This window comes from Sphingomonas bacterium, from assembly GCF_903643035.1.
Classification (GTDB): domain Bacteria; phylum Pseudomonadota; class Alphaproteobacteria; order Sphingomonadales; family Sphingomonadaceae; genus Sphingomonas.
On record NZ_CAHJWW010000238.1, the window covers coordinates 1 to 4302 of the forward strand.

Annotated in this window: 3 protein-coding genes and 1 pseudogene; 2 read left to right on the forward strand and 2 right to left on the reverse strand. The window is 68.5% G+C overall.

The features are described 5' to 3' along the window. Together HUV01_RS12805 and HUV01_RS12810 are read left to right on the forward strand one after the other, a co-directional pair. Positions 1-313 (forward strand): annotated as a pseudogene (locus HUV01_RS12805) (beta-galactosidase GalA); the annotation flags it as partial. 165 nt (positions 314-478) lie between these two features. Next, a complete protein-coding gene (locus tag HUV01_RS12810; protein WP_174298617.1) occupies positions 479-802 on the forward strand; it encodes a hypothetical protein in 324 nt (107 codons plus the stop codon). Between the two features lie 60 nt (positions 803-862). Here the strand turns inward: HUV01_RS12810 and dnaJ are convergent, their stop codons facing one another. Together dnaJ and dnaK are read right to left on the reverse strand one after the other, a co-directional pair. Continuing rightward, positions 863-1990, reverse strand: a complete 1128-nt coding sequence (gene dnaJ / locus HUV01_RS12815) for a molecular chaperone DnaJ (protein WP_174298618.1) — start codon at positions 1988-1990, stop codon at positions 863-865. Positions 1991-2091: 101 nt separating this feature from the next. Continuing rightward, positions 2092-3984, reverse strand: coding sequence for a molecular chaperone DnaK (gene dnaK / locus HUV01_RS12820; protein ID WP_174298619.1), 1893 nt, complete (start codon positions 3982-3984; stop codon positions 2092-2094). Positions 3985-4302 lie beyond the last annotated feature (318 nt).

The following is a 4302-nucleotide window of genomic DNA, read 5'->3' on the forward strand; positions in this document are numbered from 1 at the left end:
GATCGCGGGCGACGGGCGCGACGCGGTGCCCGTCACCGTCGAGGCGGTGGACGATCGCGGCCGCCCGGTGCCGACCGCCAACCCGCCGGTCACCTTCGCGGTCACGGGCGGCGCCCTGCTCGGCCTCGGCAACGGCGAACCCAACAGCCACGAGCCCGACAAGGGCACGATGCGCAGCCTGTACAACGGCCTCGCCCAGGCGATCGTCACGGCCGCACCGGGCGCGGCTTCCCTCACGCTGCGCGCTGCGGCCCCAGGCCTCAAACCCGCCACGACCCGGATCATGGCCAGTCCACCCTCATCGTCGCGCTAACTGGCCAGCTTTTGACTACTCTTGCCGGCCTCATGACGGTCGCTGGCATCGTTGATCGCCGCGACGAGGCGGGCGAGCAGCTCGTCGGCGAGCGGCTGGCGCGCGCGATGCGCGACGACGGTTCAGCATCGTTGCGCGATTTATTCGCGACGCTACATTTCCGCCGTGACCGGCAATCTGATCTTCTTCGGTATCGTCGGGCCGCTCTTCCTGCTCATGGCATGGCGATCGAAGCGGCTGCGGGACGCGGTCGACGAGCGTCATCCGGACGCCGCCCGCGCGATCGACCGCCTGGTCCGGGCGCTGCCGAGGAGAGAACGCGCGCTTGCTCGTTGGGACCGATACAGGATGCTGGACGATCCGGAGGTCGACCGGCATCTCCGCAGCCTGGAGACCGCGCAACGGCCGTGGGGATACGCTATCCTAGGCTTGTTCGCGATCTTCCTGGTCTTCGCCGCGATCATTCTGGCGACCGGCGGTTCCGGCTAATTCTGTTGCACCGACTGACGGAGCAACAAAGAAGTGACGTCGGACGGGTCGGCTTCTTCGCTAGCCGGCCACCGCCTTCTTGATCTTGGCGAAGAAGCCCTGCGACGCCGGGCATTCGTCGCCTGTTTCCGTCTCGCGGAACAGTTCCAGCAGCTCGCGCTGGCGGACCGATAGCCTGGTGGGAGTCTCCACCTCGACCTGGATGACCAGGTCGCCCGCGCCCCGGCCCTGAAGCACGGGCATGCCGGCGCCGCGTTGGCGGAGCTGCTTGCCGGACTGGATACCGGGCGGGATGCGGATGTCGTGGGTGGTGCCGTCGAGCCCCGGGATGTGGAGCGTGCCGCCGAGCGCGGCGGTGGTGAAGCTGACGGGCGCGCGGGCGAACAGCGTCGTGCCGTCGCGCTCGAACAGCGCGTGGCGCTTGACGTGGAGGAACACGTAGAGGTCGCCGGGCGGGGCGCCGCGCGGCCCCGCCTCGCCCTCGCCCGACAGGCGGATGCGCGTGCCCTCGTCGACGCCGGGCGGGACGTTGACCTCCAGCGTCTTGGTGCGCTCGATCCGGCCCTCGCCCCGGCAATCGGGGCAGGGATCGGCGATCATCTCGCCGGTGCCGCCGCAGACGGGGCAGGCGCGCTCGACGACGAAGAAGCCCTGCTGCGCGCGGACCTTGCCGTGGCCGCCGCAATGCTGGCATGCCTTGACCGAGGTGCCGGGCCGCGCGCCGCTGCCGTGGCAGCTGTCGCAGGCGGCGGCGACGTCGACGGTGATCGTGCGCGCGACGCCGTGGAACGCCTCGTCCAGCCCGATTTCCATGTCGAAGCGCAGGTCCGCACCGCGCCGTCCGGGCTGACGCCCGCCACCGCCGCGCTGGCCGCCCATGAACTCGCCGAACACGCTTTCGAAGATATCGGAAAAGGCGCCGAAATCCTGGCCCTGCCCGCCGCCGCCACCGCCGGCCTGCTGGAAGGCGGCGTGGCCGTAGCGGTCATAGGCGGCGCGCTTCTGCGGGTCCTTGAGGACCTCATACGCCTCGCTCACCGCCTTGAACCGGGCCTCGGAGTCGCGGCAGCCGGCGTTCTTGTCCGGATGGTAGCGCATCGCGAGCTTGCGATAGGCGGACTTGAGCGTCCCCGCGTCGGCGGTACGCTCGCATTCGAGGAGTTCGTAATAATCGACGGTGGTGGTCATTCAGGTCTGCCCCGCATGGTCCCTCGACTTCGCTCGGGACGAACGGAGGTGAGGCGACACCCCTCCCCGTTCGGTTCGAGCGAAGTCGAGAACCACTTCGCTTACTTGTCGTCGACTTCCGAGAACTCGGCGTCGACCACGTCCTCCTTGGGACCGGCCGCGTCGGCCTGCGGGGACGCGTCGGCCTGGGCCTGCTTCTCGTAGATCGCCTGGCCGAGCTTCATCGCGACCTGGGCCAGCGCCTGGCTCTTCTCGGTCATCCGGTCGGCGTCGCCGCCCTCCACCGCCTGCTTCGCGTCGTCGATCGCGGCCTGGATCTCCGACTTGAGGGTGTCGTCGACCTTGTCGCCGTTGTCGGCGAGCTGGCGCTCCGTCGTGTGGATCAGCGACTCGGCGTTGTTCCGGGCCTCGGCGCCGGCGCGGCGCTTCTTGTCCTCGTCGGCGAACTTCTCCGCGTCGCGCACCATCTGATCGATGTCGCTGTCGGACAGGCCGCCGGACGCCTGGATGCGGATCTGCTGCTCCTTGCCGGTGCCCTTGTCCTTGGCCGAGACATTGACGATGCCGTTGGCGTCGATGTCGAACGTGACCTCGATCTGCGGCACGCCGCGCGGCGCGGGCGGGATGCCGACCAGGTCGAACTGGCCCAGCATCTTGTTGTCCGCCGCCATCTCGCGCTCGCCCTGGAAGACGCGGATCGTGACGGCGCCCTGGTTGTCGTCGGCGGTGGAATAGGTCTGCGACTTCTTGGTCGGGATCGTCGTGTTGCGGTCGATCATGCGGGTGAACACACCGCCCAACGTCTCGATGCCCAGCGACAGCGGCGTCACATCGAGCAGGAGCACGTCCTTGACGTCGCCCTGGAGCACGCCCGCCTGGATCGCGGCGCCCATCGCGACGACCTCGTCGGGGTTGACGCCGGTGTGCGGATCCTTGCCGAAGAACGCCTTCACCGCCTCGCGCACCTTGGGCATGCGCGTCATGCCGCCGACGAGGACGACCTCGCTGATGTCGCCCGACTTGACGTTGGCGTCGGCCAGCGCCTTCTTCATCGGCTCGATCGTGCGCTTGATCAGGTCGTCGACTAGGCGCTCCAGATCGGCGCGGTTGATCGTCTTGACGAGGTGCTTGGGGCCGTTCTGGTCGGCGGTGATGAAGGGGAGGTTGACCTCGGTCGAGGCCGCGGACGACAGCTCGATCTTGGCCTTCTCGGCGGCTTCCTTGAGGCGCTGGAGCGCGAGCTTGTCCTTGGCGAGGTCGATGCCCTCGTCCTTCTGGAAGCCCTGCGCCAGATACTCGACCAGCTTGTTGTCGAAATCCTCGCCGCCCAGGAAGGTGTCGCCGTTGGTCGCCTTCACCTCGAACACGCCGTCGCCGATCTCCAGGATCGAGACGTCGAACGTGCCGCCGCCCAGGTCATAGACCGCGATCACCTTGCCGTCCTGCTTCTCCAGGCCATAGGCGAGCGCGGCCGCGGTCGGCTCGTTGATGATGCGCAGCACTTCGAGGCCGGCGATCTGGCCGGCGTCCTTGGTCGCCTGGCGCTGCGCGTCGTTGAAATAGGCGGGCACGGTGATCACCGCCTGCGTCACGGTCTCGCCCAGATAGGATTCGGCGGTCTCCTTCATCTTCTGCAGCGTGAAGGCGCTGATCTGCGAGGGCGAGTAATCCTTGCCGCCGGCGGAGACCCACGCATCGCCGTTGCCGCCGCGCGAGATCTTGTACGGGACGAGCGCGGTGTCCTTCTTGGTGATGGGGTCGTCGAAGCGACGACCGATCAGCCGCTTCACCGCGAAGATGGTGTTGTCGCCGTTGGTGACGGCCTGACGCTTGGCGGGCTGGCCGACCAGCCGCTCGCCGTCCTTGGCAAAGGCGACGATCGACGGCGTGGTGCGCGCGCCTTCCGCGTTCTCGATCACCTTGGGCTTGCCACCCTCCATCACCGCCACGCAGGAGTTGGTGGTGCCGAGGTCGATGCCGATCACTTTAGCCATGTGTCTGTCGGGTCCCATTTGTTTCGACTGAAAACAGCGCGGTGGCGTCCCGTTTCGGCGGCGCAACCACTCATGCCGGGCGCGATATAGGGGGGGCGGCGCTTGTCGCAAGGAGGCGGGCGGCGTAGCGGGTTCCTGATGCGATCCGGGTCGATCTTGATGTGTGTTGCCGCGCTGGCGGGGTGCGCGAAGCCGGCGGCGATGTCCGTGGACGGCGGCTGGGTGCGGCTGAACGCGGTCGCGGGGCGGCCGGCGGCGGCCTATTTCACCTTGCACGGCGGGGCGGCGGGCGCGACGCTGGTCGCGGTGACGACGCCG